At 69.4% G+C, this 26,488-nt stretch carries 26 protein-coding genes; 20 read left to right on the top strand and 6 right to left on the bottom strand.

Going from position 1 to position 26,488, the window contains the following annotated elements; all coding sequences use genetic code 11:
• Window positions 1–37 precede the first annotated feature (37 nt).
• The 9 genes from LQ222_RS06985 to LQ222_RS06945 all read left to right on the top strand — a co-directional run bounded on the left by LQ222_RS06985 (window position 38) and on the right by LQ222_RS06945 (window position 13,370).
• A complete protein-coding gene (locus LQ222_RS06985; protein ID WP_230165387.1) occupies window positions 38–2,158 on the top strand; it encodes a ParB N-terminal domain-containing protein in 2,121 nt (706 codons plus the stop codon).
• A 62-nt stretch (window positions 2,159–2,220) separates the two neighbouring features.
• Window positions 2,221–3,270, top strand: a complete 1,050-nt coding sequence (locus LQ222_RS06980; RefSeq protein WP_230165386.1) for a toprim domain-containing protein — start codon at window positions 2,221–2,223, stop codon at window positions 3,268–3,270.
• A gap of 509 nt (window positions 3,271–3,779) precedes the next feature.
• On the top strand, window positions 3,780–4,685 hold the full coding sequence (locus tag LQ222_RS06975) for an ABC-three component system protein (protein WP_230165384.1): 906 nt from the start codon (window positions 3,780–3,782) through the stop codon (window positions 4,683–4,685).
• Entirely contained in the window at window positions 4,678–5,202 is a 525-nt protein-coding gene (locus LQ222_RS06970; RefSeq protein WP_230165383.1) for a three component ABC system middle component, read from the top strand. The genes LQ222_RS06975 and LQ222_RS06970 overlap by 8 nt, the downstream gene beginning before the upstream one ends.
• On the top strand, window positions 5,199–7,133 hold the full coding sequence (locus tag LQ222_RS06965; protein ID WP_230165382.1) for a DUF3732 domain-containing protein: 1,935 nt from the start codon (window positions 5,199–5,201) through the stop codon (window positions 7,131–7,133). The genes LQ222_RS06970 and LQ222_RS06965 overlap by 4 nt, the downstream gene beginning before the upstream one ends.
• A 323-nt stretch (window positions 7,134–7,456) precedes the next feature.
• Window positions 7,457–8,389 carry a DUF2493 domain-containing protein gene (locus tag LQ222_RS06960; RefSeq protein WP_230165381.1) on the top strand — a complete coding sequence of 311 codons (933 nt, stop codon included), beginning with the start codon at window positions 7,457–7,459 and terminating at the stop codon, window positions 8,387–8,389.
• A 102-nt stretch (window positions 8,390–8,491) separates the two neighbouring features.
• Window positions 8,492–9,031 carry a hypothetical protein gene (locus LQ222_RS06955; RefSeq protein ID WP_230165380.1) on the top strand — a complete coding sequence of 180 codons (540 nt, stop codon included), beginning with the start codon at window positions 8,492–8,494 and terminating at the stop codon, window positions 9,029–9,031.
• 499 nt (window positions 9,032–9,530) lie between these two features.
• Window positions 9,531–9,848, top strand: a complete 318-nt coding sequence (locus LQ222_RS06950) for a DUF736 domain-containing protein (protein ID WP_149536470.1) — start codon at window positions 9,531–9,533, stop codon at window positions 9,846–9,848.
• Between the two features lie 99 nt (window positions 9,849–9,947).
• Window positions 9,948–13,370 carry a type ISP restriction/modification enzyme gene (locus tag LQ222_RS06945; RefSeq protein ID WP_230165379.1) on the top strand — a complete coding sequence of 1,141 codons (3,423 nt, stop codon included), beginning with the start codon at window positions 9,948–9,950 and terminating at the stop codon, window positions 13,368–13,370.
• A 19-nt stretch (window positions 13,371–13,389) separates the two neighbouring features.
• On the opposite strand, the gene LQ222_RS06940 is transcribed toward LQ222_RS06945, so the two are convergent.
• The 4 genes from LQ222_RS06940 to LQ222_RS06925 form a co-directional block, all read right to left on the bottom strand.
• Window positions 13,390–13,968: an RES family NAD+ phosphorylase gene (locus LQ222_RS06940; protein ID WP_230165378.1), complete on the bottom strand. Its 579-nt coding sequence runs from the start codon at window positions 13,966–13,968 to the stop codon at window positions 13,390–13,392.
• A gap of 3 nt (window positions 13,969–13,971) precedes the next feature.
• Window positions 13,972–14,319 carry a hypothetical protein gene (locus tag LQ222_RS06935; protein WP_230165376.1) on the bottom strand — a complete coding sequence of 116 codons (348 nt, stop codon included), beginning with the start codon at window positions 14,317–14,319 and terminating at the stop codon, window positions 13,972–13,974.
• A complete protein-coding gene (locus LQ222_RS06930; protein ID WP_230165374.1) occupies window positions 14,316–15,677 on the bottom strand; it encodes a hypothetical protein in 1,362 nt (453 codons plus the stop codon). Before LQ222_RS06930 ends, LQ222_RS06935 begins: the two co-directional genes overlap by 4 nt.
• A gap of 111 nt (window positions 15,678–15,788) precedes the next feature.
• Window positions 15,789–16,064, bottom strand: coding sequence for a helix-turn-helix domain-containing protein (locus LQ222_RS06925; RefSeq protein WP_230165373.1), 276 nt, complete (start codon window positions 16,062–16,064; stop codon window positions 15,789–15,791).
• Between the two features lie 157 nt (window positions 16,065–16,221).
• Between LQ222_RS06925 and LQ222_RS06920 the strand changes: the two genes are divergently transcribed.
• The 11 genes from LQ222_RS06920 (at window position 16,222) to LQ222_RS06870 (ending at window position 25,329) form a co-directional block, all read left to right on the top strand.
• On the top strand, window positions 16,222–16,488 hold the full coding sequence (locus LQ222_RS06920; RefSeq protein ID WP_230165372.1) for a DUF2285 domain-containing protein: 267 nt from the start codon (window positions 16,222–16,224) through the stop codon (window positions 16,486–16,488).
• Window positions 16,489–16,610: 122 nt separating this feature from the next.
• The gene (locus LQ222_RS06915; protein ID WP_230165371.1) at window positions 16,611–16,949 is read left to right on the top strand and encodes a transcriptional regulator domain-containing protein; all 339 of its coding nucleotides are present in this window, start codon (window positions 16,611–16,613) and stop codon (window positions 16,947–16,949) included.
• Window positions 16,950–17,034: 85 nt separating this feature from the next.
• The gene (locus tag LQ222_RS06910; protein ID WP_230165370.1) at window positions 17,035–17,367 is read left to right on the top strand and encodes a DUF2285 domain-containing protein; all 333 of its coding nucleotides are present in this window, start codon (window positions 17,035–17,037) and stop codon (window positions 17,365–17,367) included.
• Between the two features lie 128 nt (window positions 17,368–17,495).
• The gene (locus LQ222_RS06905) at window positions 17,496–17,780 is read left to right on the top strand and encodes an AlpA family transcriptional regulator (protein ID WP_230165369.1); all 285 of its coding nucleotides are present in this window, start codon (window positions 17,496–17,498) and stop codon (window positions 17,778–17,780) included.
• A gap of 13 nt (window positions 17,781–17,793) precedes the next feature.
• On the top strand, window positions 17,794–18,864 hold the full coding sequence (locus LQ222_RS06900; protein ID WP_230165368.1) for a replication initiator protein A: 1,071 nt from the start codon (window positions 17,794–17,796) through the stop codon (window positions 18,862–18,864).
• Window positions 18,861–19,325: a DUF2840 domain-containing protein gene (locus LQ222_RS06895; protein WP_230165367.1), complete on the top strand. Its 465-nt coding sequence runs from the start codon at window positions 18,861–18,863 to the stop codon at window positions 19,323–19,325. The genes LQ222_RS06900 and LQ222_RS06895 overlap by 4 nt, the downstream gene beginning before the upstream one ends.
• Entirely contained in the window at window positions 19,322–19,852 is a 531-nt protein-coding gene (locus tag LQ222_RS06890; RefSeq protein ID WP_230165365.1) for a S26 family signal peptidase, read from the top strand. The genes LQ222_RS06895 and LQ222_RS06890 overlap by 4 nt, the downstream gene beginning before the upstream one ends.
• Window positions 19,849–20,667: a lytic transglycosylase domain-containing protein gene (locus LQ222_RS06885; RefSeq protein WP_230165363.1), complete on the top strand. Its 819-nt coding sequence runs from the start codon at window positions 19,849–19,851 to the stop codon at window positions 20,665–20,667. Before LQ222_RS06890 ends, LQ222_RS06885 begins: the two co-directional genes overlap by 4 nt.
• A gap of 316 nt (window positions 20,668–20,983) precedes the next feature.
• A complete protein-coding gene (locus LQ222_RS06880; protein ID WP_230165361.1) occupies window positions 20,984–22,741 on the top strand; it encodes a DUF3363 domain-containing protein in 1,758 nt (585 codons plus the stop codon).
• A 155-nt stretch (window positions 22,742–22,896) separates the two neighbouring features.
• On the top strand, window positions 22,897–24,873 hold the full coding sequence (locus LQ222_RS06875; protein ID WP_230165359.1) for a conjugal transfer protein TraG: 1,977 nt from the start codon (window positions 22,897–22,899) through the stop codon (window positions 24,871–24,873).
• 6 nt (window positions 24,874–24,879) lie between these two features.
• A complete protein-coding gene (locus LQ222_RS06870) occupies window positions 24,880–25,329 on the top strand; it encodes a ribbon-helix-helix domain-containing protein (RefSeq protein WP_230165357.1) in 450 nt (149 codons plus the stop codon).
• 84 nt (window positions 25,330–25,413) lie between these two features.
• On the opposite strand, the gene LQ222_RS06865 is transcribed toward LQ222_RS06870, so the two are convergent.
• Window positions 25,414–25,986, bottom strand: a complete 573-nt coding sequence (locus LQ222_RS06865; protein ID WP_230165355.1) for an ImmA/IrrE family metallo-endopeptidase — start codon at window positions 25,984–25,986, stop codon at window positions 25,414–25,416.
• Entirely contained in the window at window positions 25,983–26,327 is a 345-nt protein-coding gene (locus LQ222_RS06860) for a helix-turn-helix domain-containing protein (protein ID WP_230165353.1), read from the bottom strand. The genes LQ222_RS06865 and LQ222_RS06860 overlap by 4 nt, the downstream gene beginning before the upstream one ends.
• Window positions 26,328–26,488 lie beyond the last annotated feature (161 nt).

Raw genomic sequence — 26,488 nt, 5'->3', positions numbered from 1 at the left:
AGAGAGGCTCCCGGCCGGCCCGTCATGGAGAACCCCCATGTCGAAGCCCGCCCCGAAGGTCGCGCTCTCCGCCTCGCGCGACATCCCCTTCAACCGCCTCGTCCTCAGCCAGGCGAATGTCCGCCGCATCAAGGCCGGCATCGCCGTCGAGGAGCTGGCCGAGGACATCGCCCGGCGCACCCTGCTGCAGAGCCTCACCGTCCGCCGAGTGCTGGACGAGGACGGTCGCGAGACCGGCATGTTCGAGGTGCCCTCCGGCGGCCGGCGCTTCCGCGCGCTCGAACTGCTCGTGAAGCAGAAGCGCCTCGCCCGCACCGTGCCGATCCCCTGCATCATCCGCACCGAGGGCATCGCCGAGGAGGACAGCCTGGCCGAGAATGTGCAGCGCGCCCCGCTGCACCCGCTCGACCAGTTCCGCGCCTTCCAGGCGCTGCGCGAGCGCGGCCGCTCGGAGGAGGAGATCGCCGCGGCCTTCTTCGTCTCGGTCGGCGTGGTCCGGCAGCGACTACGCCTCGCCGCGGTCTCGCCGCGCCTCCTCGACCTCTACGCCGAGGACGGGATGACGCTCGAGCAGCTGATGGCCTTCACCGTCAGCCCCGACCACCAGCGCCAGGAGCAGGTGTGGGAGGCGCTGCAGCGCTCCTACGCCAAGGAGCCCTACCAGATCCGCCGCCTTCTGACCGAGGGCGCCGTGCGTGCCTCCGACAAGCGGGCGCGCTTCGTCGGCGCCGAGGCCTACGAGGCGGCGGGTGGGCTGATCCTCCGCGACCTGTTCCAGCCGGACGATGGCGGCTGGTGGCAGGATGCCGGGCTGCTCGACCGCCTCGCGCGCGAGCGGCTTGAGCGCGAGGCCGAGGCGATCCGCGCCGAGGGCTGGCGCTGGGTCGAGGCCGCGCCCGACTTCCCTTACGGCCACACCTACGGCCTGCGCCGCCTGGCCGGCGAGGCGCAGCCGCTCACCGAGGAGGAGACGGCGCGACGGGATGCGCTTCAGGCCGAGTTCGACCGGCTGGAGCAGGACTGCGCCGAGGCCGACGAGGTGCCGGAGGAGACCGACCGGCGCCTGGCCGAGATCGAGGAGGCGCTGGCCGCCTTCGAGGACCGGCCCGTCGCCTACGACCCCGAGGAGACGGCGCGCGCCGGCGTCTTCGTCAGCATCGATGGCTCGGGCGCGCTGCGCGTCGAGCGCGGCTATGTCCTGCCGGAGGACGAGCCGCCGGTCGCCGCGGCGCCCGAGGACGAACAGGTCGGGACCGACCAGCCCCCGGCCGAGCCGGAGCCGGAGGGCGAGACCACGGCCGAGCCCGAGACCGGCACGGCCATCCCGCCCGCCGAGCCGCCGGAGGAGGACGAGGGCATCCGCCCACTGCCCGACCGCCTGCTGACCGAGCTCACCGCGCACCGCACCCTCGCGCTGCGCGACGCGCTCGCCGCCGATCCGCAGGTGGCGCATCTTTCGGCGCTGCACGCCCTCTGCCTAAAACTGTTCTACCGCTACGGCCTCGACTCCTGCCTGGAGATCGAGCCGAAAAGCGCGCTGTTCTCGGCCCAGGCGCCCGGCCTCGCCGACACCGCCTCGGCACGCGCCATCGAGGCCCGCCACGCGCGCTGGCAAGCGCAGATGCCGACGGAGCCTGGTGAGCTCTGGCCGGTCCTCGCCGGCTTCGACGCCGACAGCCGCGAGGCGCTGTTTGCGCACTGTGTCGGGCTGACGATCAACGCCGTGCACGAGGCCTACAACCGCCGGCCCAAGGCGATCGCGCATGCCGACCGCATCGCCGAGGCGGTCAGCCTCGACATGGCCGCGGTCGGCTGGCGCCCGACAGCGGAGGCCTATCTCGGCCGCGTCACCAAGGGCCGCATCCTCGCCGCCGTGCGGGAGGCGCGCGGCGCGCGGACGGCGGAGCGCATCGCCGGTCTGAAGAAGGCGGAGATGGCGACGGCGGCCGAAGAGCTGCTCGCCGGCACCGGTTGGGTGCCCGAGCCGCTGCGCACGCCGGGCCAGGTCTTCGCCGCGGTGGAGCCGGAGACCGAGGCGGCGCCGGAGGGCGAAGCGGAATCGGCGGCCGACGGCGGCGAACCGGCCATCGCCTCGGCGCCGCCGGCCGAAGACACTGACGCCGCGGCGATCCCCACAGCCGCCATCGCCGCCGAGTAACCGGCCTCCCTGCACCTCGCGGGCCCGTCGCAACGCGGGCCCGCATCTTCATGGAGGGATCGATGCGCGAGGATGCCGCCGCGCTCGCGCGCCGCCTGGCCCGCAACGCCGAGGCGGTCTGCCGCCACTACCTCTCCAACGGCCGGCGCGAGGGCCGTTGGTGGACCGTGGGCGATGTCGCCAATACGCCGGGGCGCAGCCTGTTCGTGCGGCTGCACGGGCCTGAGGCGGGCCGCGGCGCCGCCGGGAAGTGGACCGACGCCGCGACGGGCGAGCATGGCGACCTGTTGGACCTGATCGCCCGGGCATGCGGCCTCGACAGCCTGCGCGACGTGCTGGAGGAGGGGCGGCGGTTCCTGAGCCTGCCCGCTCCCCAGCGGCCCGAGCCGCGCGCGCCTGTCGCCGCCGGCTCGCCGGATGCGGCGCGCCGGCTGTTCCACGCCGGACAGCCAATCAAGGGGACGCTGGCCGAGACCTACCTGCGCGCGCGCGGCATCACCTACCTGGACGATCTGCCCGCGCTGCGGTTCCACCCGCGCTGCTACTACCGCGCTGACGAGAAGGCGCCGGTCGAGACGTGGCCCGCGATGCTCGCCGCGGTGACGGATCTCGACGGCGCGATCACCGGCGTGCACCGCACGTGGCTCGCCCGCGATGGCAGTGGCAAGGCGCCGATCGCGACGCCTCGGCGCGCGATGGGGCGGCTGCTCGGCAATGGCGTACGGTTCGGCCTCGTGCAGGACGTCGTCGCTATCGGCGAGGGTATTGAGACCGTGCTGGCCCTGCGCTGTGTCCTGCCCAAGATGCCGATGATCGCCGCTCTATCGGCAAGCCATCTCACAGCCCTGGTGCTGCAAGCAGGGCTCAAACGCATCTACATCTCCCAGGATAACGACGACGCGGGCATGCATGCTGCGCAGTCCCTGGCCGGCCGCGCAGGCTATCATTTCATCGAGCCGTTCGTGCTTCGCCCACGCGCCCGCGACTTCGACGACGATCTCCGCCAACTGGGCTCTGCCGAGGCGGCTGCGTGGCTACGCGCCCAGCTTGCACCTGAGGATGCAACCTGCCTGCTGTTGCCGCAGCCGGCTGATGTCGGGCTGGGCGGTTAGCGCGGCGCCTGCATCCGCCTCCGCGCTGCGCCCAGATCGGTCGGTCACGAGTTCTTTGCGCTCTCCCGAAAGCGGCCGGTAGAACTCTGCCGGCTAGCAGCTCATCAGGCCGGACTCATTACCGGCCACTCCAGCCACTGCAGTGGGCCACGAAGCCTTGCAAACCGGGGCATCCATGGTGATCCTATAAGCGAAAGGAATCGTGCTTGGATTCGCCAGGGCAGTTCAGCGCGGCTGCTTCGGCAGCCGGATACCTTTACCAAGCGCGCCTTGGTCTCGCCCTTGCCTTGCCCCACGTCAACGCAAGTACAGGCGTTGAGATATCTATCGAGCTTCTGGACGATGTGGCTTTCGAACGAGAGGGGAGCCCTATTGAGCTCCTGCAGACCAAGCATCACCTGAGTCGGACTGCGAGCTTGACGGACGCAAGCAGCGATTTGTGGAAGACCATACGGGTCTGGGCATCTCAGGTAGCCGAAGACCCGTCGTTACCTACACGCTGTCGGCTCGTGCTCATTACGACCGGGACAGCACCCGCCGGGTCGGCAGCATCCTGCCTGCGCCCCACCTCCGGCCTGCTCTCAGCCCAGCGGCGCAACCCGGACGAGGCGCTTCGCCTGCTCACCGAGGTGGCTGGCACCTCCCGTAGCCGCGACCTTGCACCCGCTTTCGAGGCGTTTCTCTCCCTGACTCCTGAAATGCGTGCCTCGCTCCTCACCTCGGTCGAGGTACTGGACCATCAGCCGACCCTGGGCGACCTTGAGGGGGTCCTCGACAGGCAACTCCAACTCGCTGTGCCTCGCGGCAAGGCGTCCGCGGCCCGCGAACTCTTGGAGGGCTGGTGGTGGCCGCGCGTGTGCCGGGCCTTGATGTCGCAGCCTCCGGGGCGCATCGCGATTGCAGACCTGGAGACGAAGCTGGAAGAGGTCAGGGAGTGGTTCCGGCGAGACGCACTCCCAATATCCTTCGCCGATGCAGTACCGTCGGACGAGGAGGCGGCGGGGTACGAAGCCTTCAGGTTCGTCCGTCAGTTGCAGGGCGTGGGGATCGGGCGACAGAGGATCACGAATGCGAAGCGTGACTACTATCGCGCGTTCGCTCAGCGGTCCCAGTGGCTGCGCGACCACCTCACCCTAGACGACGAGGTTGCATTGTTCGAGGCGACCTTGACGGAGGAGTGGGAGGCACGGTTCGAGGCGATGTGCGACGATCACGCAGACCCCACCTGCGAGGCAGCGACGCTCCAGGCCGCCGGGGCAGCGATTTACCGATGGGTGGAAAGCGAGGCGCGCTTCCCCTTCCGCGGGACGGACGCGCGGTTCGTGTGCGTAGGCTCCTACCACATGCTCGCAGACCATCTCCGGGTGGGATGGCACCGCGACTTCCGAACCATGTTCAAGGACGACGATGCCTGATTCTGCGTCGAGGAGCGCTTGGGAGCGCCCCTGGCGCGAGCGCCCAGGCGAGCAAGCAGCCCTCCTCAACCCGGCCTTCGTCGGGGAGACCGTGGCGCGTGTCGTCACAGGCTACCGACGGTCGGGAGAGCGTCCGTTGCCGCTTCCCCTTGCGTTCCTCGTCCCGCCACTTGTCCTTCCCCCGGCCATACGGGCCCTGCTGCCGAAGCGGGCGAACGCGACTTTCGGAACTTGGACCGCGATAAACGCGCCCCGCCTTGTGGACCTCCCAGACCGCATCCTCCGGCTCAGGCCAGTAACGCGCGAGGCGCTGCTTTTTCTGGCGCAGTTGGGCGCAGTGACGCTCGACGGCGACGGCATCGTCCCGGGACCTCGTCCGCTACGCCTCGGCGTGTCGCCGTCCAAAACGACGGACGAGACCACCCACATTCGCCGCGCGGCGGATCTGGTCGGCCGTTGGTTCGGGGCGCAAGCCGACCCCGCCGCAATCATGCAGGGCCTTGGGACGACACCATGACGATGCAGATTCGTGCCATCGCGATCTACTCTCTAGACGGCGAGCGGCGCGACGTGCGGTTTGCGTTGGGGAGGCTCAACATCGTCGCGGGCGGGTCGAAGACGGGCAAGTCAGCGCTTCTGGACATCGTCGATTACTGCTGGGGGCGGAGCGAGTGCACCGTAGCCCAGGGGGAAATCCGGCGGTCGGTATCCTGGTTTGCTGTCCTCTTCGACCGCGACGGCGAGGGCATTCTCGTCGCACGCCGCAACCCCGGACCGGCGGCGGCAACGAGCGACGATATCCACTTCGAGCGGAACGCGGAGGACCTCCCTGAGCGAGACGACGGGTTCACTAAGAACATCACTGCTGACGGCCTTCGCCTCCAACTGTCCATCCTCCTAGGCATCCCGGAGAACCTGCAGGTGCCGGAGCCCGGGGCAACTCGCCAGCCGCTGGCCGCCACCTCGGGCCAAGCGATCTTCTTCTGCCTGCAGGCGCAGGACGAGATCGCGAACCGCCGCCTGCTGTTCCATAGGCAGGGCGACCAGTACATCCCGCAGCACATCAAGGACGTGCTGCCCTACTTCGTCGGGGCAGTCGATGAGGACCACTATCTCAACCAGCGCCGCTTGGCCGACGCACGGACGAGGTTGCGCCGGCTGGAACGTGACCTGGCGGATGCGGAGGCCGCAGCGGGTGAGTCGTCGGGCGCTGCAGATCGGCTCCTGGGCGAGGCGCGCCGGGCAGGCTTGATTGAATTCGGGGAGACCCCCGCCGATCCCACTGCCGTCCGCCAGTTGCTGGAGGTCGCTTCCGCGCCTCGCTCTGCAACCCTCGCCGAGTTCGAAGAGAGCGGGACCGACCTCGCGGAACTGGAGGAAAACCGGCGACGGCTACGCGTCGAAATGGACGGCATCCGCGAGGAGATCGACGAGGTGAAGCGGTTCTCGAAGGAGGCCGCGGGCTTCGAAACCGAAGCCAAGGAGCACGAGGCCCGGCTGGTCTCGATAGGCTTGGTGGGCGCAACCGACGCCGACCACGGTAGCTGTCCCCTATGCGCGAGCCGGCTGACCGTCGCCGTGCCATCCGTCGAGGAGATCAGGCGGTCCCTGACGGTCGTCGAGCGCCAACTCGCGTCGGTGAGGCGGGACAGCCCCCGCCTCCAGACGCGCCTCGCCGACCTCGAGACTCGCAGGTCCACCAAGGAGCGCGAGATCAGGGAAGCGCAGGCCCGCATTGCCGGCAGGATCGCGGAGAACGAGCGGCTGCGGGTCCAGCAGGATCGCCTCGCCGAGGGAGCCCGTGTCGCGGGCAGGATCGCCTACTTCCTGGAGAACGCCCGGACCGTGTCGGTCGGCTCGCAGCTGAGGGAGGACGTGACCAGGTGCAGGGCGCAGGTGTCCGAATTGCAGCGGCTCGTGGACCCGGAGGTCACGGAAGAGCGCCTCGCCGGTTCGCTGTCCCTTATCGCGAGCTACCTGGCGGAGTACGCCCGCCACTTGGACCTTGAACACTCCGACCACCCGCTCAGGTTCGACCGCAGAAATCTCACGGTCGTTGCAGAGTCCCCGGAAGGGCCGCTGCCGCTGGGTCAGATGGGAAGCGGGGAGAATTGGGTCGGTTACCACGTGGCGCTCCACCTCGCCCTACACCGCCTCCTCCGCCTCCGCAGGAGGCCGGTGCCGGCGTTCCTGATTCTCGACCAGCCTTCTCAGGCCCACTATCCCCCCGAGCGGGACGTGGGACAGGTCGGGGGGCAGGACGACGAGGATCAGATCGCGGTCGCGCGGCTGTTCAGGCTGCTTTGGGACTACGCTCGGGAGCTCGCGCCCACGATGCAGGTCATTGTCATGGACCATTTCGAGGTGCTCGACGACTGGTTCCGGGACGCGACCGTCGAGCGCTGGCGGGACGGCATCAAGCTCGTACCGCTAACCTGGGTTCGTTAGGCGTGAGCAAGTCATTCAACGGCTAGGCAGGCGGAGGAGCATTCGGCAAGTCGGTCAATTCTCCTTGCTGGCCACAGCGCCCAAGACCTTCGTGTGCGCGATCGGGCCGGAGCCGGTCCCTCCCCGCAACGCCGTCGCGCAACTTTCTTCCCCGCGGCCCTGACGTGCCGCTTCCTCGCGAGACAAGAAAGCCGCGCGCCGGCGTCCTCCGCTGCGCTGCGGCCCTCCGGCTTCGCCTGCGGGTGCAGGTCCGTCCCGTCCCCGGCCGGGTGATCGCCACGAAGGCCGCGATGGGCGCGGCCCGTGACAGCGAGGACCCGGCCATGACCGACCGCTTCGACGACGCCGAACCCACCCGCGCCGCCTCCGCCACCGCGCACCTGCTCGACGAGCTCCAGCTCCACGGCTACCGCCCCTTCGCCGACGAGCCCGACCCTCGGCCGCTGCCCGATCCCGATCGCCTCTCCGGCGCCGTCGCCGACATCTTCGACGCATTCGTCGCAAGCCTCGGCGAGACGCGCCTCGAGCCCGACCTGCCCGACCTGCTCTGGTCGCTGGTCAACCTCTTCCATCGCGGCATCGACCGCATTGGTCGCGAGCTCGACACCAACGAGGCCGCGCAGCAGCGCTCCCAGCGCGAGCAGGACGGCTCCGAGGTCCGCTCCGTCGGGCTCGAACGCCTCCTCGCCCAGGGCCTCACGCTCATCGAGCGCCGCAACGCCTTCGAGTTTCTCCGCGACGCCGCCGCCGAGCACTTCGAGCATCACACCGGCTCCGCCTGGCGCCCGCGCGCGGGTTCGATGGTCAGCCGCCGCACGATGACCGCTGCGATGATCGACAGCCGCGACTTCCTGGCCGCGAGGCGCCGCGCCGAGACCGAGCCTCTGCTGCCCGCGGGCGTACGCATCGCCTTCGCCGGCGGGGTCGAATGCATCGATCACCTGCGCATCTGGGCCGCGCTCGACCGCGTGCACGCGAAGCACCCGGACATGGTGCTGCTGCATGGCGGCACGCCGAGGGGCGCCGAGCGCATCGCCGCCTGCTGGGCCGACCAGCGCAAGGTGCCGCAGATCGTCTTCAAGCCGGAGTGGCACCGCCACGCCAAGGCCGCGCCCTTCAAGCGCAACGATGCACTGCTCGAGACGCTGCCGATCGGCGTCATCGTCTTCCCCGGCTCGGGCGTCACCGACAACCTGGCCGACAAGGCGAAGCGCCTCGGCATCCCGCTCTTCGACTTCCGCGGGGGCGGCGGCTAGCGCCGCCCGCACGACGATGCGCTCACGCAAAGGCGAACCGCTGCGCGCCGGCGATCCGCTAAAATCGCGGCGCATCATCGCGCCTCGACCGGGGAGGGTCGCATGACGCTCGGTGTCATCGTCAGCCTGTTCGGCCTCGGCACGATGCTCGTGCTGCTGTTCACGCTCGCCATCTACGCCGTGCCGTTCTTCGTCGGACTGACGGTCGGCATGTGGGCGTTCGAGACGGGCGCGGGCGTCGTCGGCGCCGTGCTGGTCGGTATCGTCGCGGGCGTGATCGCGCTGTTCGCCGCGCAGCTGCTCTTCGCGTTCGTCCGCTCGCTCGCCCTGCGGGCCGTCATCGCGCTGCTGTTCGCGGCACCGGCCGCCGTGGCCGGTTACCACGCGGTGCTCGGTATCTCGGCGCTGCTCGTGCCGTCGGAAGTCTGGCGGCACGTGTTCGCGGCGATCGGTGGCCTCGTGGTGGGTGTCTGCGCTGCCGTGCAGCTGGCTGCGTTTGCGGGCGCCGGCGCCCAGCCGAGGCAGGCCACCGCTGGCCGTCCAGACGCAGAGTTCGCCGAAGGCGCGGGACCTGATCAGCCTCGCCTGCCATCCCCTTCCGCGGCACGCCTGCCCGCGCCGTCATCGGGATCGCGCGGCTGAACCGAAGCAGGGTGGCGCTCGGCGGGAACATCCACGCCACGCCCCACCGAGTCGGGATGATGGGTCACCTGTCCAGCATCTCGCCTCCCCCGTTCCGGCCGGATCCTCCCTTGTGCACGCCATGGGCGCCGTGACCGCGATGACTGGTCCATCGCGCTTGTGCCGGGCAAGGCGACCGTCGCCTGCTGTCTCCCCGGTCCGTCCGGTGTCGCGCTGCCACGCTGCCTCGGATGGCCTGATCTGGCCGAGGGACGGCTGACGCCTCGGGCGCCTCGGCCGCAACGGCGCCGGTGCGACTTTCTTCCCCTGGCTACCCACCCCACGCGGCAAGCCGCGCGGGGACCCCGGGTGGGCCATTCCTCGCGAGGCAAGAAAGTCTCCCAGCCCCGTCCTCCGCTGCGCTGCGGCTCCTGCGGAGTGCGTCGGCGCCCGCCCCCGGCCGGACGATCGCCATCGAGGCCGCGATGGGCGCGGCCCGATCGACAGACAGGAGACAGTCATGGCAACCATCGGCACCTTCACCCGCACCGGCGACGGCTTCACCGGCACGGTCTCCACCCTCACCCTCGACGCCAAGGTCCAGGTCCGGCCGGCCGAGAAGAGCAGCGACAAGGCCCCCGACTTCCGCATCTTCGCCGGCCGGGCCGAGATCGGGGCAGCGTGGAAGAAGACCTCGAACGAGGGCCGCGACTACCTCTCGGTCAAGCTCGACGACCCCTCCCTGCCGGCGCCGATCCTGGCGAACCTCTTTGAGATGGAGGGCGGCGAGTTCGAGCTGATCTGGTCCCGCCCGAACGGCAACCGCAGCAGGGAGTGAACGGCCAACGGCGCCCCGCCTGGATGGGCGGGGCGCCAGCCTCAACGCGTCACCGGCAAGGTGGACTGGCGTCGCAGCGATCGGCTTTGTAACCTTTGGTTGAACACGATCACCGAAGCGGATTCGCACCGACCCATGGCTGATTCTCTCTCCGCCGCGGTGTCGCGCTTCGGCGCCTCGCTCAAGGCAAAGCTCTCCGGCAAGGCAGCGGTCGGCGCACCGGAGGACCAGCTCCGCGCGCCGCTCGAGACGCTGATCGCCGACCTCGCCGCCATCCTGCTGCTCAAGGCCGGCGATGTGGTCGCGATCGGCGAAACCACGCTGTCCTCCCTGAAGACCCGACCGGACTACGCCGTCCGCGCCCGCAACGCCCTCGTCGGCTTCATCGAGGTCAAGGCACCCGGCAAGGGCGCCGACCCGCGCCGCTTCAAGGACGAGCACGACCGCGACCAGTGGACCAAGCTCAAATCCCTGCCGAACCTCATCTACACGGACGGCAATGCCTTCTCGCTGTGGCGTGACGGCGCCCTCCAGGGCGAGATCGTGCGGCTGTCCGGCGACGTGGAATCCGCCGGTGCCGCGCTCACCGCGCCCGACGCGCTGACCCGCCTGTTCGGCGACTTCCTGCGCTGGGAGCCGATCCCGCCCACCAATGCGCGCGCGCTCGCAGCACTCAGCGCCGGCCTGTGCCGCCTGCTGCGCGACGAGGTCACCGAACAACTCGACCAGAAGGTCCCGGCGCTGAGCGGCCTTGCCGAAGACTGGCGCCGGCTGCTGTTCCCCGAAGCCAGTGACGAAGACTTCGCCGACGGCTACGCGCAGGCCGTCACCTTCGGCCTCCTGATGGCGCGCGCGCAGGGCATCGTGCTCGCTGATGGCCTGGACCGCGTCGCGAAGGCGCTGGCCAAGACCAACACGGTGATCGGCGGCGCCTTCCGCGTGCTGACCGACGATGTCGATGGGCAGGAAGCGCTGAAGACTTCGCTCGGCACCCTCACACGCGTGCTCGATGCTGTGGATTGGGCGGCCATCGGCAAGGGCGACTCCGAGGCCTGGCTGTATTTCTACGAGCACTTCCTGGAGGCCTACGACAACGACCTGCGCAAGCTCACCGGCTCCTACTACACGCCGCCCGAGGTGGTCACCGCGATGGTGCGCCTGGTGGATGATGTGCTGCGGGACCCGGCGCGCTTCGGACAGCCGGAGGGGCTCGCCTCCAACGAGGTCACGCTGGCGGACCCGGCCGCCGGCACCGGCACCTACCTGCTGGGCGTCCTGCGACGCATCGCGGAGACTGCGCGCGCAGACGGCGCCGGCAGCGTGCCGGGCGTCATCCGCGCCGCGCTGAAGCGCATCATCGGCTTCGAATTGCAGTTCGGCCCCTTCGCCGTAGCGCAGCTGCGCCTGCTGGCAGAGGTCGCCGACCTGCTCAAAATAAAGGGCACGGTGCCGTCGGACGTGCATCTGCGCCTCTATGTCACCGACACGCTTGGCAATCCCTATGCTGATGAGGAATACATCCCGCAGATCCTGAAGCCGCTCGCTGAGTCCCGACGCGAGGCGAACAAGGTGAAACGCGCCGAGCCGATCACCGTCGTCATCGGCAATCCGCCCTACAAGGAAAAGGCGAAGGGTCGCGGCGGATGGGTCGAGTCCGGCAGCTTGAATGCGAAGGGGGCCGCGCCGCTTGCGCGTTGGATGCCGCCGCCGGAATGGGGCGTTGGTGCGCATTCGAAGCATCTGCGCAACCTCTATATCTATTTCTGGCGCTGGGCGACGTGGAAGGTGTTCGGCGATGCGGCCGCCGCGCCGCAGGCGCGGGCGGACCGGCGCGGTATCGTGTGCTTCATCACCGTGGCTGGGTTTCTCAACGGGCCGGGTTTCCAGGCGATGCGCGCCGATCTGCGTCGCACGGCGGATGAGATTTGGGTGGTGGATTGTTCGCCGGAGGGGCATCAGCCGGCCGTCGCCTCGCGCATTTTCCAGGGCGTGCAACAGCCCGTGTGCATCGTGCTGTTGGCGCGCACGGGCAAGACGGATGTGAGCAAACCTGCCCGCGTGCGGTATTGCGCGTTGCCGATCGGGCGGCGGGAGCAGAAATTCGAGGCCTTGGCGAAGCTGACACTCGACGGCGAGGGCTGGATCGATTGTCCGGAGGCGGAGCGCGCGGCCTTCCTGCCTGCCGCGACGGGCGGATGGGCGACCTATCCGGCGCTCGATGCGCTATTCGCCTACGATGGCTCAGGCGTCATGCCAGGGCGCACCTGGGTGATCGCGCCAGATCGGTGGTCATTGGAAGAGCGCTGGAAGCGCCTGATTGCCGAGCGCGATTCGGAGCGGAAGGAAGTGCTGTTTCACCCGCACATCCGCAACGAGCAGCTCGGCGACAAGCACTCAGGCAAGGCTGTGGAGGAGGGCCTGGCAGGCCACGCCCATCGCATACTGCCCGTAGCGAAGGATAAGGGCGCGGTCGTCGCGCCGGCCCACTACGGCTTCCGGTCCTTCGATCGCCAATGGGTCATTCCTGACGCACGCTTATTAAACCAACCGAACCCGACCATTTGGCGCATGCATTCGGAGAAGCAGGTCTACCTCACTGCGCTGATGCAGCACTCGCCGACTGGCGGACCGGCAGTAACCTTCTCCGCGCTCATTCCGGACCTTCACCACTACAAGGGCTCGTTCGGTGGTCGCGCCTTTCCGTTGTGGGCCGACAGCGCCGCGGCGACGCCAAACATCCCTGCCGCAGTGCTTGCCGCGCTTTCCTCGGCGCTCGGCGCGCCCATCTCCGCGCCGGACATCCTCGCCTACATCGCAGCCGTGGCCGCGCACCCGGCCTACGTCACCCGCTTCGTGACCGACCTCGTACAGCCCGGCCTGCGAATCCCGCTCACCACCGACTCCGGGCTGTTCACCGAGGCCGCACGCCTCGGCCGCCGCGTCATCTGGCTGCACAGTTTCGGCGAGCGCTTCGTCGATGCGTCCGACGGCCGTCCCGCCGGCGCGCCACGCCTGCCCGCCGCCGAACGCCCGACCATCCCGGAAGACGGCGCCATCCCGACCGACCCCGCTGCGATGCCCGACACGATCCGCCACGACGCAGCCACGCGCCGGCTGCATGTCGGCCAGGGCCATGTGGACAATGTCTCGCCTGCAGTCTGGGACTACGAAGTCTCCGGCAAGCAGGTGCTGACGCAGTGGTTCAGCTACCGCGGCCGTGACCGCTCGCGCCCGATCATCGGCGACCGCCGCAAGCCCTCGCCGCTCGGCGACATTCAGCCGCCCGGTTGGCTGCCGGAATACACGGCCGAACTGCTCAACGTGCTGAACGTGCTCGGCGGCCTCGTCGCGCTGGAGGCCGCGCAGGCCGACCTGCTGGAGCGCATCTGCAACGGCCCCACGCTGCCGGCCTCGGCGCTCCATGCCGCGGTTGCGGCGGACACGACGAAGGCGCCCGCCGCACGGCGCGGCCGCCGACGCGTGGCGGCGCAGGGCGATCTTTTGGGCGGGAGCGATCCCTGACGCGCCGGCGGCGCGCCGCTCAGCCGTTGCGCTGCGCGTTGCGCCAGGCCGTCCAGTCGACGATGCCGTGGTCGCGCACGACCTCGACCGCCTCCGGTCCGGCAACGCCGCAGAACACCACCAGGTTGGGATAGGCGGAGCGCGCGCTCGGCACGAACAGGCCGTCGCGGCCGTGGAAATGCGCGGCCTCGGCGATCTCCTGCGTGCGCGGATATTCGAGCTGCCGTTCGCTGTAGGACAACTGGCCGAACGCGTTCGTCTTGAGGCCCAGGCTCGCGAGCACCTCCAGCGAGGCGATGCGCACGCAGGCGTCGAGCGTGACGCGAAGCTCGTGCAGGCCGTAGCGCACCTGGGACGGCATCACCGGCTGGCCGCGGCTGAGATGGAAGAACATTTCGGCCCGCGCGCCATCCTCATGCGTCGAGGTGTAGAGAACCTCAAAGCTGCGATCATCCCAACGGCCGCCCACCGCGCTGCCCTGCGTCGGGTCGCGCCCTTCGCGCACGACGCGCCATACCGGGCCGCTCCAGGCCTCCCGCGGCAGCGCCTCGACGGCGTCGAGCAGGTGGTTGTCGCGGGGGGAGCGGGCCGCGGCCATGCCTCAGAGATACACGTCCGAGTCCAGCCGATCGAGGATACGCAGGATCTCCTCGGACCGGTTCTGGTTGATCAGGTCGATGGCCCGCTGGCCATCAAGCTGCGGATGACGCGCATAGAGCCAGGTGCGGATTTCATCCGCGCTGTAGTACTCGGTCAGCCGCTGGACGATGAAGTGCAGGTCCGACAGCACCAGCTGCGTGTCCGGCTGCGGCTTGACCGTGCCGGACTTCCAGCGCGAGACCGTCGCCTTGGAGACGTCGGCGATGTTGGCGATGTCCGTGCCTGACAGGCCGCCGAACTCGTTCAGATCGTCGATGTAGCGGGGCATTGCGCCCGATTTGCCGCTCACGGCTGCCCCTTTGCGGACTTGGGTGCTCCTCCACTCCGAAGCGCGGCCACGCGTGCGCGGGGCACGTCGTTGCCACGGGTCTCGTGGATGGTCTCGAGGGTCGTGCGAATCTTCTCGGTCGTCCGGCTATGGTCCGCGAGCCGCTTCATCAAGGCTTCCGGATCGATGTTGTGGCGCGCCGCTTCGGCAGCGTCCGGGCGCAGTGCCTTGATCTCGCGCGCCGTCCTGTCGGCTTTCGCCATGGGCCCGTCGTGGCTGAGAAAATACGTCTCGCGTCGCAGGTCCGGCACGGCCTCCAGCTTCGCGATGCTGCTGAAGAACTGCCGCGCCGCATGCCCCCGCGGATCGGCGACCATGCTGTCGTACCCGTGCTTGCAGCACGCGCGATCAGCGCATCCGCAGATGCGGCGGCCATTCTTCGCGCTTGCGGGAACGTCGAGCTCGCTGCGCGTCAGCGTGCGGTTGAGGCCGGGTATCGAGAGCCGCACCGCGCGGCCGAACTTCGCGTCGTCGGGACGCGGTTTGGCTGGCTTGTGCCAGTCGCCCGTGTCGAAGCGCTCGCGCTCGCCAATGCCCTGCGCAATGCCGGAGACCCCGCCGAACGCTAGGGCCGCCTGGCCTGGCAGCCCGCCCAGTTGATCGGCGATCACGGGCTTGCCGAGGTTGTGCAGTCCCGCCGCGGCCGAGAGGTAGCGGCTCAATTGCAGGGGACCGGCATCGGCGCCCAAACCCGCGACGCGGAGCCAGACGTAGTCGATGGGAAGCGCGGCCAGCGTCGCGACCAGCATGCCGCGCTGATTCGGCTGGTTCAGCACCGCGTTCGGAACGATCAGCGGATAGTCGATCGCGATGCCCTGGCCCCCCTCGCGGTCGAGTGCTCTCCGCAACGCGAGGCAGGCGTCGCGATCCACCGAGAACCAATCGCGGAATGCCGGATCGCCCAGGTGATGCGCCGGCGACAGGACAGCGGTGACGCCTGATGAGACCGCCAGGCGCGCGATCTGGCCGATGACGTCGGACTTTGCGTCGGCCCGGAAATGATCGGGGCCGAGCGGCCCGGCACCTTCGGGCAAGGCCCATGGTGCGGTGCGAACCCGCCCGGAGTGCCGCCCGACGCTGGCGAGCTCTGCCGCTTCGGTGTCCAGGACGATCTCGCCGCCGGCGTCGCGGACTGCCGCGATAAGCTCTTGCTGGTGGCGCAGGCGGGAGGCTTCAACGACGAGGCGGCGGGCGGGCAAGTGCCCTGCTCCATGAAGATCCGCGAGCTTCCGATGGGCCTCGCCGACCCAGAGATAGGTTGCGATCGGCGACGAAGGGGCCGGGGACGGCTTCGGGAAGGGGAGGATCTGGGCGGCCACAGCGCACCTCGCGCATCTGAGTTTCACGAGAAGCTATCTGTGAAACGCCAATGCGTCAAGGAAGAGCGGGCTTCGGTGTACCCCGCCTCGGGATTGAGGGGTTGTGGGCATCTACCGCGGCTTGCCCGCGGTGCCGGAGCGACCGCCACGGCGAAGCGGAGCGGCGGCATCGCTCTCGCCGTCCGGCGCGACAAGCGCGACGTGGCTCACCCCGAGCGCGGACGCCAGTTCGAAGAGCGTGACGATCGTCGGGTTACGGCGGCCGCGTTCCAGGCTGCTCAGATATTGCTGGCTGAAGCCCGAGGTTTCGGCGAACGCCTCCTGCGTCAGGCCCTTCTCGAGCCTGATCCGCCGCACGTTCCTCCCCACCAGCCGGCGCATGTCCATGCCGGCACGGTCGTCGCGCTACATACTTCGAGTTTATCACCTATAGTATGTATCGACTGCGACCCCTCAAAAGCGCTTGGGGGATGGCGCATCGCGCACCAGTGGACGACGCTGATGAGGTGGGTGCACCGAGTCGTCGATGCTGAGAGGAGCTTGCATGGGCAGCAGGAAGATCCTCGACAGGCCGCCAGACGAGCCGACCGTCACCGAGTACGATCTCGCCCACAAGGTGATCTATCTCCGTCTGCTTGATGCCGCCGCCGATCAGGCCGATTGGCGCGAGGCAAGCCGCCTCGTTCTTGGCCTGGACCCGGCGCGCGACCCTGACCGCGCCAAGCGCATCCACGACAGCCACTTGGCCCGCGCCCGATGGATGACCGAGGCCGGTTATCGCGACCTGCTGCGGCAGGGCTCGACAAACTGACCGGCGTTGCGCCCACGGCAACACGGTTTGCCTGGCGCGCGCCTGGACAACACACGGAATGGTCGCATGTCTCGGCGTGCTGCGCGCGGAGCGTGTGCTCCGCGCTGTGTCGGAGCCTTGCCATGCCGTCGCGAGACTGGCGGTCGGCGGCCGCCTATGCCGATCTGGAGAACGCCTCGGCGCGCGATCTCGCCTGGGAATTCCTCCGGCGCAACCCGCGCTATGTGCGCGACTGGGAACAGCTCGACGACCGGCGGCCCGACGACGCGGCCAGCGCCGTCGCCGAGCGCTGGGGGTTGCGATTTCGCGGCCGACCCGGCGCTGGACGCGGGCAGCGCAAGGGTCATCTGGGCGCCGACCATCTCTACCGCCACCGTTGCGCTGTCGGCCTTGCCGCCGTCCTTCTCGCCTCCCTTGCCGGCTGTCCTGCCGCCCTTGAATTCACCGCAGCTGGGGAGTGACGGGCTGCACGGAACCGTAGGGACGCCGCCGCTGCCGGTCTGGTTGATCGGCGACCCGCCGCCCGACGCGCCGCTAGGCGTCCTGGTGCCGCTCGACGCCCTCACGCCAAAGCGCCTGGCTGCTGCGCTGCAATTCTGGACTGCGCTCCGGGGCCGACCCGCGCGCGATCACGCTTTTTCGCGCAACCGCCGACGGGTCCTGGTCAATCGCCTGCGCGCACTCGATGGCGATGCCGACGGCGCGAGCATCCGCGACCTCGCGGTCGGCCTGTTCGGAGCGGCCCGCGTTCCCCGTAGCGCCGCCTGGAAGAGCCACGATCTGCGCAGCCGCACCCTGCGCCTCCTTTCGGCTGCTCGCGCACTCCGAGATGGCGGCTACCGCGACCTGCTGACCGCCGGAGCCAGCGCCCGCCTCTGACCTCCGCGCGGGGTCCGGTTTCGCCGCCGCGGTCTTCGGACTCCCACGCGGCGACCACGCTTCTCCAGCCTCCGATGCGACCGCCGCGCCCCATGCGCGGCATCCGACAGCGTCACCGGAGGCTCCCGATGCCCGACCCGAATGCCGGCCTGCCGCCGCGTTATCTCCGCACGCCGGAGGCCGCCCGCTTTCTCGGCTTGTCCGGCCGTACCCTCGAGAAGCACCGCACCTACGGTACGGGCCCGCGCTACTCGAAGCTCGGCGGGCGCGTCGTCTACGCGGTGACAGACCTCCAGGCCTGGGTGAACCGCGGCACCAAGGCATCGACCAGCGACGACACCGGCGAGACAGTGCTACCCGCCAAGCGTCACGCGGCCATCTCGCCGGCCTATGCCGGCGCGGCACGCCGCTGAGTGCTCGCCGCCGATGCGCCGCGATACCTCGCCCAGCGAACGACTGCGCCTCAGTCCCTTCGACGCCCTACCGGACGACGGCCCACCACGTCGCGACCAGCGCGACCTGATGGAGCGGCCGTTCTTCTCGCTGGCGAAGGGCCGCCGCGTTGCGCCGATCCTCTACCGCGCCGGCGACATCGAGGTGCAGGTCCATGCCGTCCCCGAGCATGGCATGGCCACCATCTGGGACGCCGACGTGCTGATCTGGGCCGGCTCGCAGATCGTCGAGGCCGCTGATCGAGGCCTCGCCGCCTCCCGCTTCATGCGGTTCGCGCCACACCAGCTGCTGACCGCCATCGGGCGCGGCACCGGGCAGCATCAGTACCTGCTGTTGAAGGCGGCGCTCGCCAGGCTCCAGTCGACCGTCATCCGCACCACGATCCGCCACGGCGCGCACTGGCGGCGCCAGCAATTCTCCTGGATTAACGAATGGGAGGAGCGGATCACCGCCTCCGGCCGCGCCGACGGCATGGAGTTCGTGCTGCCGGACTGGTTCTACCGCGGCGTCCTCGACCGACAGCTGCTGCTGACCATCGATCCGGCCTACTTCCGCCTATCGGGCGGGATTGAGCGCTGGCTCTACCGCGTCGCGCGCAAGCACGCGGGCCATCAGCCCTCCGGCTGGGCGTTCGAGTTCCGGCACCTGCACGCCAAGTCCGGCAGCCTCGCGCGCTTCGCCGACTTCGCGCTCGACCTGCGCCGGCTCGTCGCGCGCCAGAGCCTGCCCGGCTATCGCCTTGCCATCCGTCGCGATGTCGCGGGCGGCGAAGTGCTCCACATCATGCCGAGCGGTCGCCTCCCCGGCGTTGTGGATAACTTGTGCAGCCCTGTGGAACCGCACGGCACATCAGGCGCACGGGACACGGCAGATCAGGCGCAGCCGGCACGGCAGATCAGGCGCACGAACCACCCGCAAACCGTTGCAGCGCAAGCGGAATTCTGGCCCGTAAAGACTCTAATTGAGTCTAATTCTAATGATGGTAGGCCCAGCGCGGTCGGTGGAAAACACGACCGGGACGGGGAGCGGGGGGCGGTGCCATGACGCCGCTGACCCGCGTCGAGTTGCTGTGGCTCGAGGGGCGCATCGAGCGCTGGATCCGCTTCGGGCAGATCGCCGAGGAGACGATCCTCGACCGCCGGCGCCGCGTCGTCGCCTTCGCGGCGGGCGAGGTGTTCGCCTTCGTGCGGTGGGCATCCAACGGCTACGGCACCGTGGTCAGCCGCATCGACATCCTGCGCGCGGTCGGCCCGGGCGAGGCATTCAGCACGATCGGCTTTGTGGAGCCGGGGGCGGAAATCCTGCTGCGAATGTCCAACTGGCCGAAGGTCAACGAGGTGCTGCGCGCGATCGACGCGGTCGAACGCGCGGGCGTCGCAGCCGAGGAAGCCTGTCCAGACCACTGGCGGCACGTGATGAACCGCCTCGCTGCCGGCGACCAGCCCCGCGCCTACACGCGCGAGCGCCACCGCGCCTGGCTGATGCGGCGGAGGATCGACGCGTGACGGCGCGGCGGAAACGGCGCGCGGCGCCCGTCGTGGTCATGCTCGCCGGGCTTGGGCTGATCGCCATTCCTGTGGTCGCGGGGTGGCGGCCGCGCATCATCTGGAACGCGTCGGCGAGCGTGCCGCTCGGCCTCTACGTCACGGCACATGCCGACAGCATTGCGCTGGGCGACCTCGTCCTCGTCCGCCCGCCGGAGACGCTCGCGGCGTTCCTCGCTGAGCGCGGCTACGTCGCGCGCGGCGTGCCGCTGCTGAAGCACGTCGCCGCCCTGCCGCCGCAAGTGGTGTGCGCAGAGGGCACCGCGATCACGGTCGACGGCGAGACGGTGGCACACCGCCGCATGGCTGACCGCCTGGGCCGAGTGCTGCCGACCTGGCACGGCTGCCACAGGCTGGAATCCGGCGAGGTGTTCCTCCTCAACCCCGCTGAGCCGGATAGCCTCGACGGCCGCTACTTCGGGCCTCTCCCGCGCACGAACATCGTCGCCCGGCTGCGTCCGGTCTGGATCACGGAGCGCAGACCATGAGCCTGACGACCACCATCAACGCAGGCGCATTGATGATGCGCGATAACCAGGGAGGCGGCGCCGCGCAATGCGCTTCCTCCCTCCCGTCCCGGTCGTGGCCCTGCATCGCAGCCGTGCTGCTGCTGGTCAGCCTTCCGCTGTCCGGGGTGGCGGCGCAGACGATCCATGCTGCCGAGATCGCTGCCGCATCGCAGCGTTTCGGCATTCCGGAAGCCTGGATCAGGGCGGTGATGCGCGCGGAGAGCGCCGGAGATCGGCACGCCGTGTCGCACCGCGGCGCCATGGGGCTGATGCAGGTGATGCCGGCGACCTGGGCGGGCCTTCGCGCCCAGCACAGCCTCGGCGCAGATCCCTTCGCGCCGCAGGACAACATCCTGGCGGGTACGGCGTATCTGCGCGAGATGCTAGACCGGTTCGGATCGGTGCCGCTGATGCTGGCGGCCTACAACGCGGGGCCACGTCGGGTTGAGGCGCATCTGTCGACGGGGCAGCCGCTGCCGGCGGAGACGCGGGTTTACGTCGCAACCCTCGCGCCGCTGCTCCCCGGTGACGGCGGCATTGTCGCGCCTGGCCAGCTTGCGGTGGGTGCTGAGCGTAGCGCTGAGGCAATCTTCGTGCAGCGTGGCGGTCACGATATGGCACCGACGCGGTCGATCTTCGTGCCGGTTGGCGGTGCGACGATCGCAGCCGCTGCACCAGTTGCGCAGCCGTTCGTTGGCAGAGATCGAGCGGCCGGCGCACACGATGGCGACGGTCCTGCCGGCGATCGCCGTTCCGTCTTCGCCATTCGTCGCACGGCCGGCGGTGCACCATGAGCGATGGCGCTGGGACGCAGGGCATCGCGCGACCCTGCAATCTCTCCGCTGTCGCACCAGCGCGCACCTTCGGGTGCTTCTGTCGTGCTGCCGGCTACTCCCGTGCCGACCACGAACGCAATGGAGGGGGAGGTCCCAGGAACCCCGACCGCAGATTGCCAGATAAAAGCAGGGCTGGCGGATGGTCGTATGTGCCTGATCCAGCACGGGAATTCATGCCTCGTGCAGAAGTGGTGGCTGGCGCTTCCTCCCGAACGCCAAGGCAATTCAAAGACCTCAGCGCCAGCCGCCGCTGCGCAACGGCGCATCGGCGGCCATGACGACCCGCGACGACGACCTGCATGTCCGCCCCGGCCGCGTCGGCGACACGCATGCGCCGACCCGCCGCGCGCGAAGCTTCGTGGGCCAGGTCATGCGCGCCGTCCGCAAGGCCGGCCACACCGGACACGGCTTCGGCCGCGGCGCAAGGGGGGCGGGCCGCTCGCACTTCGGGCGGGGTCGGGCCGCCGCGGCACAGGCCGCGCTCCGCTCACCCTCGCGACGCGTCGTGATCAAGGCGCGCGTCGTGCGCCATCAGGGCACGCGCTTTCGGTCCGCGTCGCTCGCCACCCACATCGGCTACCTCCAGCGCGACGGGGTGACCCGTGATGGCGCCAAGGCGCGGCTCTTCGACGCGGGCTCCGACAATGCGGAGGGCCGAAGCTTCGCGGAGCGCTGCACCGATGACCGCCACCACTTCCGCTTCATCGTCAGCCCGGAGGACGCGCCAGCGCTTGAGGACCTAAAGGCCTGGACACGCGACCTGATGCGCCAGGCCGAGCAGGATCTGGGCAGCCGCCTCGACTGGGTTGCGGTCGATCACTGGAACACCGACAACCCCCACGTCCACGTCCTGGTGCGCGGGCGGGCCGAGGATGGCGGTGACCTGGTGATCTCGCGCGACTACATCTCGCGCGGCTTCCGCGGTCGCGCCGAGGCGCTCGTCGAACTGGAACTCGGGCCGCGGACCGAGAAGGAGATCCGCACTGCGCTCGAGGCCGAGGTCGGTGCCGAGCGCTGGACCGGTCTCGATCGTGCCCTGCGCGCCGCTGCCGATGAGGGTGGCGGCATCCTGGACCTGCGCCCGGCCGGCGCGGACGGTACCGATCCGGAACTCCGTCGGCTGATGATCGGACGGGCGCAGACGCTGGAGCGGTTCGGCCTTGCCGAACGCCACGGCCCCGCAGTCTGGACGCTCAGGCCCGGCATGGAGGAGACGCTGCGCGACCTTGGCACCCGCAGCGACATCATCAAGTCGATGCATCGCGCCATGCAGGAGCTTGGCGCCGACCGCGCGGCCGGCGACTTCGCCATCCATGGCGACCGGCCCGAGCCGATCATAGGCCGCCTCGTCGAGCGCGGCATCGCCGACGAGCTCAAGGGCAGCGGCTACGCCGTCATCGACGGGATCGACGGCCGCGTGCACCACCTCCGCTTCGCGGACATCGAAGCGACCGGCGACGGGCATCCGGGGGCGGTCGTCGAGGTCCGCCGCTACCAGGATGCCGGCGGGCGCGAGCGCAGTGCCATCGCCGTGCGGTCGGACCTGCCGGTCGAGGCGCAGATTACCGCCAATGGCGCGACCTGGATGGACCGCCGTCTGCTCGACCGCGAGGGGCTGCCGCTGGCCGGGCAGGGCTTCGGCGCGGAGGTCGAGGGCGCGCTCGCCCAGCGGACCGAGCATCTCGTCGCAGCCGGTCTTGCGCGCCGGCAGGGTCAGCGCGTGATCTTTGCGCGCGACCTGCTCAACACGCTGCGCCAGCGCGAGGTGGAGGCGGTCGCGGCGCGGGTAGCGGCCGAGACGGGGAAGGCATGGCGGCCGGCGCGGGAGGGGGACAGCGTCTTCGGAGTGTTCGCCCGTCGGCTCGACCTGGCCTCGGGGCGCTTCGCGATGATCGACGACGGGCTCGGCTTCCAGCTGGTGCCGTGGAAGCCGGCGATGGAGCGGCAGCGGGGACTGGCCGTGGCAGGGAGCATTGCGCCCGGCGGCGGTCTCGAGCTCACGCCCGCGCGCAAGCGAGGCGTCAGCCTCTGACCGGATGCCGTGCCGTCGCATCGGCCCGGAAGGAGTCCCCCGCCGTTTCGCGCGATGCGCCCGCCGCCGGCACGATGCCGACCTCTGGCTGCTTGAACGTCACCGCGTCAATCGCGCACGTCTCGCCGCATGGTTGCTGCCCACGCCACCCAGCCATGACCGCGACGAAGATCCTCTGGGGCCAGGTCCTGGTTGTCTTCCTGATCGTGCTTGCCGCGGTCTGGGGCGCGACGCAGTGGGTCGCCTGGCGCCTCGGCTACCAGGCGCAGCTCGGCCAGCCGATGGACGTCTGGGCCGGCGTGCCGGTCTACCCGCCGCCGGCCTTCTTCCTGTGGTGGTACTGGTACGACGCCTACGCGCCGCGGGTCTTCTACGAGGGCGCCGTCATCGCCGCGGCCGGGGGCTTCGCGGCGATCGGCATCGCCATCGGCATGTCGGTCTGGCGCGCCCGCGAGGCGCGGGACGTGACCACCTACGGCTCGGCCCGCTGGGCGACAGAGCGTGAGGTGCGGGACACCGGCTTGCTCGCCCCCGATGGGGTCGTGCTCGGCTGGTTCGCCCAGCGCTACCTCCGCCATGACGGGCCGGAGCACGTGCTGTGCTTCGCGCCGACGCGCTCCGGCAAGGGCGTGGGCCTCGTCGTGCCGACGCTGCTGACCTGGCCGGGCTCGGCGATCGTCCACGACATCAAGGGCGAGAACTGGCACCTCACCGCCGGTTGGCGGGCGCGCTTTGGCCGGGTGCTGCTGTTCGACCCCACCAATCCGGCGAGCGCCGCCTACAATCCGCTGCTCGAGGTCCGCCGCGGCGACAGCGAGGTCCGCGACGTGCAGAACATCGCCGACATCCTGGTCGATCCTGAAGGCGCGTTGGAGCGACGGAGCCACTGGGAGAAGACGAGCCACTCCCTGCTGGTGGGCGCCATCCTTCACGTCCTCTACGCCGAGCAGGACAAGACCCTCGCCGGCGTCGCGGGCTTCCTCTCCGATCCGCGCCGTCCGATCGAGCGGACGCTGGCCGCCATGATGACGACGCCGCATCTCGGGGATCGACCGCACCCTGTCGTCGCCTCCGCGGCGCGCGAGCTGCTCAACAAGTCGGACAATGAGCGATCCGGCGTGCTCTCGACCGCGATGAGCTTTCTCGGTCTCTATCGCGATCCCGTCGTCGCGCAGGTCACGCGCCGCTGCGACTGGCGGATCGCCGATCTGGTCGAGGCGCGCGAGCCGGTCACGCTCTACCTCGTCGTCCCACCCTCCGACATCGTGCGCACGAAGCCGCTGGTGCGGCTCGTGCTGAACCAGATCGGCCGCCGCCTGACCGAGGCGCTGGAGAACGAACGGCGACGGCATCGGCTGCTCCTGATGCTTGACGAGTTTCCTGCCCTCGGACGGCTCGACTTCTTCGAGAGCCAGCTCGCCTTCATGGCGGGCTACGGCATCCGGTCCTTCCTGATCGCGCAGTCGCTGAACCAGATCGAGCGCGCGTACGGGCCGAACAACGCGATCCTCGACAACTGCCATGTCCGCGTCGCCTTCGCGACGAATGACGAGCGCACGGCCAAGCGCGTCTCCGATGCGCTCGGCACGGCGACCGAGATCCGCGACAGCCGGAACTACGCAGGGCACCGCCTATCGCCCTGGCTCGGACATCTGATGGTCAGCCGCCAGGAGACGGCGCGGCCGCTGCTGACGCCCGGCGAGGTGATGCAGCTGCCGCCCACTGACGAGATTGTCCTGGTGTCGGGCTGCCCGCCGATCCGCGCGCGGAAGGCGCGTTACTACGAGGACCGGCAGCTTCGTGCACGCGTGGTGATGCCGCCGGATCCCGCGGTGGCTGCGCCGTGCGCGCCGCGTCCTGATGACTGGAGCGTGCTGAAGCCTGTAGCGCGTGAGACAGCACCATCAGCCAACGGCGCGGGCGATGATGCCGACGGTGGCATCCGCCGGGAGCCGACCCTGCCTGAGCACGAGCAGATCGCGCCCGAGCCAGGACCGCCGCTCGAGAGGGAGTTCGTCTTCGCGGAGGACGAACAGGACGACGACACCGCGCGCACCCGTGCCCTTGCCGCGCGTGCGCGTCGCGTTGCTCGCCAAGCCGCGCTCGACCCCAATGACGGCATTGCCCTCTGATCCACAATGCGCACCAAGGTGACCTTTCGGCTGGCCCCAGATCTGACGCGCCGCCTCGCAGAATACGCGGCACGCAAGCGTGTGAGTCAGTCCGTTGTGGTCGAGGCTGCACTCGAGAGCTACCTCTCGGCGGATGGTCCCGACCGGCTGGAGGCGGCCCTGGCACGCCGGCTCGATCGCCTGTCGCGCGCCAGCGAGCGGCTGGAGCGCCATGTCACCATTGGCAACGAGGCAATAGCCCTATTCGTCCGGTTCTGGATAACTGCGACGCCGCCGCTACCTAACGCGATGCAGGCCGCCGCCCAGGTGAAGGGAAAGGAGCGCTACGACGCATTCGTCGAGGCTCTTGCTCGACGGCTTGCGAAAGGCCGCATGCTCGCCGATGAGATAACGACTGATGTATCAGCATCTCGTGCCATCGACGAAGTCGCGTCCGAAGAAAAGCCTCCCGCGTGACCAGCACCCTCACGACACCCACGCCATGCATGCCGGAGAGCAAACAGCGGAAGAAATGAGCCCGCGCGAGCGATCAGGCCTGGTTCACGCCACCCGACGGCGCATCTGCAGATTCACGCCAGTCTGGTTCAAGCGCATACGCAGCAGAACCTGACTGGTTCGATACTGGCATGCAGCTTCTTCGGATGAAACGCCGCTCTGCACGATCCTGAGCAGTGCAGCACGAGGTAGCAGAAGAGCCGCAGCGAGCCAGTCGGCTTCTGCCTCCTGCCGCTTGTCGTAGGCGCTGAGCATGAGCGCACCCGTCGCTGCGCGGAGCGCTTTGGAGGGTGCATGGTTCAGCACCACGTGCGCGCATTCGTGCATCAGGTCGTTCGACTGACGACCGTCCGAGTGGGAGGGATTAACAACGACGACCTTGCTGTCTCCCAGGGTCAGCATCACCGCCGACCAACTGGTTGGGTCGGCGACGGTAAGCTGCTGAAGTGCTTCCGCGCGAAGACCGGGGATCAGCCCGATATCGACGACCCGCAGCCCGATATGCGCGGCGAGCCGCTCTGCCGGGAGAGGGTCAGGTGCCTTCAGGCCTAACGCCGTCCGAAACTGGAGGGCCGTCGTCTCGCACCAGGACTTGAAGCCGCGCCGGAAGGTGGTCACGCGGCCTCCCCAGCTGCTCCACCTTCTTGCGCCTCGGACCGAACCATCTCGAACACAGCCATGACGAGCTCGCCGAGGGCCGCCGCCGTCGCTGGAGAGACCGCGTCCAGCTTCTTGAACTGGACTGTGCCCACGGCCTCCTGCGCCGGCCCGTCGAGGAATTCCGCAGGATCGGCCCCCATCCAGCGGCAAAGCCTTTCGAAGGTCTCAATGTCGGGCACGTGGCCGTTTTCGATGCGGGACAGCGTCGCCGGGCTGACACCAGCATCTCGCGCAGCGGCCCGCACGCCGATCGCGCCTCGCTTGGCGGCGAGCCTCAATCCGAAGCCGGCGTGGTCCATCTGACCTCCTCCCACGCACTCCGTCTCGCGCAGAACGAAGTGTTTGACATACGAGACACTCTTTGGCTACGAAGTGCTTAACACGTGAAACGCATCGAATCAGTTCACGATTCCGGCGTCAAGCCCATCGGCGGGATTGGCGCATCTATGGAGGCTGAGCG

Origin of the sequence: Roseomonas sp. CECT 9278, assembly GCF_918698155.1 — a bacterium.
Taxonomy (GTDB): Bacteria; Pseudomonadota; Alphaproteobacteria; order Acetobacterales; family Acetobacteraceae; genus Neoroseomonas.
This window is presented reverse-complemented; position numbering and strand designations above follow the sequence as displayed.

What these genes read in the sequence shown, in the direction of transcription:
- LQ222_RS06985 (WP_230165387.1), top strand. Translation starts at nt 38, where the DNA reads ATGTCGAAGCCCGCCCCGAAGGTCGCGCTCTCCGCCTCGCGCGACATC.
- LQ222_RS06980 (WP_230165386.1), top strand. Translation starts at nt 2,221, where the DNA reads ATGCGCGAGGATGCCGCCGCGCTCGCGCGCCGCCTGGCCCGCAACGCC.
- LQ222_RS06970 (WP_230165383.1), top strand. Translation starts at nt 4,678, where the DNA reads ATGCCTGATTCTGCGTCGAGGAGCGCTTGGGAGCGCCCCTGGCGCGAG.
- LQ222_RS06965 (WP_230165382.1), top strand. Translation starts at nt 5,199, where the DNA reads ATGACGATGCAGATTCGTGCCATCGCGATCTACTCTCTAGACGGCGAG.
- LQ222_RS06960 (WP_230165381.1), top strand. Translation starts at nt 7,457, where the DNA reads ATGACCGACCGCTTCGACGACGCCGAACCCACCCGCGCCGCCTCCGCC.
- LQ222_RS06955 (WP_230165380.1), top strand. Translation starts at nt 8,492, where the DNA reads ATGACGCTCGGTGTCATCGTCAGCCTGTTCGGCCTCGGCACGATGCTC.
- LQ222_RS06950 (WP_149536470.1), top strand. Translation starts at nt 9,531, where the DNA reads ATGGCAACCATCGGCACCTTCACCCGCACCGGCGACGGCTTCACCGGC.
- LQ222_RS06940 (WP_230165378.1), bottom strand. Translation starts at nt 13,968, where the DNA reads ATGGCCGCGGCCCGCTCCCCCCGCGACAACCACCTGCTCGACGCCGTC.
- LQ222_RS06925 (WP_230165373.1), bottom strand. Translation starts at nt 16,064, where the DNA reads ATGGACATGCGCCGGCTGGTGGGGAGGAACGTGCGGCGGATCAGGCTC.
- LQ222_RS06920 (WP_230165372.1), top strand. Translation starts at nt 16,222, where the DNA reads ATGGGCAGCAGGAAGATCCTCGACAGGCCGCCAGACGAGCCGACCGTC.
- LQ222_RS06915 (WP_230165371.1), top strand. Translation starts at nt 16,611, where the DNA reads ATGCCGTCGCGAGACTGGCGGTCGGCGGCCGCCTATGCCGATCTGGAG.
- LQ222_RS06905 (WP_230165369.1), top strand. Translation starts at nt 17,496, where the DNA reads ATGCCCGACCCGAATGCCGGCCTGCCGCCGCGTTATCTCCGCACGCCG.
- LQ222_RS06900 (WP_230165368.1), top strand. Translation starts at nt 17,794, where the DNA reads ATGCGCCGCGATACCTCGCCCAGCGAACGACTGCGCCTCAGTCCCTTC.
- LQ222_RS06895 (WP_230165367.1), top strand. Translation starts at nt 18,861, where the DNA reads ATGACGCCGCTGACCCGCGTCGAGTTGCTGTGGCTCGAGGGGCGCATC.
- LQ222_RS06885 (WP_230165363.1), top strand. Translation starts at nt 19,849, where the DNA reads ATGAGCCTGACGACCACCATCAACGCAGGCGCATTGATGATGCGCGAT.
- LQ222_RS06880 (WP_230165361.1), top strand. Translation starts at nt 20,984, where the DNA reads ATGACGACCCGCGACGACGACCTGCATGTCCGCCCCGGCCGCGTCGGC.
- LQ222_RS06875 (WP_230165359.1), top strand. Translation starts at nt 22,897, where the DNA reads ATGACCGCGACGAAGATCCTCTGGGGCCAGGTCCTGGTTGTCTTCCTG.
- LQ222_RS06870 (WP_230165357.1), top strand. Translation starts at nt 24,880, where the DNA reads ATGCGCACCAAGGTGACCTTTCGGCTGGCCCCAGATCTGACGCGCCGC.
- LQ222_RS06860 (WP_230165353.1), bottom strand. Translation starts at nt 26,327, where the DNA reads ATGGACCACGCCGGCTTCGGATTGAGGCTCGCCGCCAAGCGAGGCGCG.